We start from the raw sequence: 241 nt of genomic DNA, 5'->3' as shown, positions 1-241 counted from the left end.
GGAGCGAACCGACCGTTCCCTCCGCGGCGGCGGTCTGTTCCGACGACACGGTCGCGCCGACGAACACGCCGTGCTCCCAGTCGTAGGACTCGCTGATCAGCGGCACGTTGCGGGCGCGACGGCCACCGAACAGGATCACGTCGATCGGGACACCGGCCGGGTCCTCCCAGTCGTCGGAGATCGACTCGGCCTGCGAGGCGTGCACCGTGAACCGGCTGTTCGGGTGCGCGGCCGGCCGACA

1 protein-coding gene is annotated in these 241 nt (G+C 71.0%); it reads right to left on the bottom strand.

Annotated features, from left to right (window positions below; translation table 11 throughout):
* A partial coding sequence (locus tag BN358_RS23705; protein ID WP_157593446.1) for a phosphoenolpyruvate carboxykinase domain-containing protein occupies positions 1-241 on the bottom strand: 241 nt, incomplete at both ends.

The organism is Sedimentibacter sp. B4, from assembly GCF_000309315.1.
GTDB classification, from domain to species: domain Bacteria; phylum Bacillota; class Clostridia; order Tissierellales; family Sedimentibacteraceae; genus Sedimentibacter; species Sedimentibacter saalensis.
This window is presented reverse-complemented; position numbering and strand designations above follow the sequence as displayed.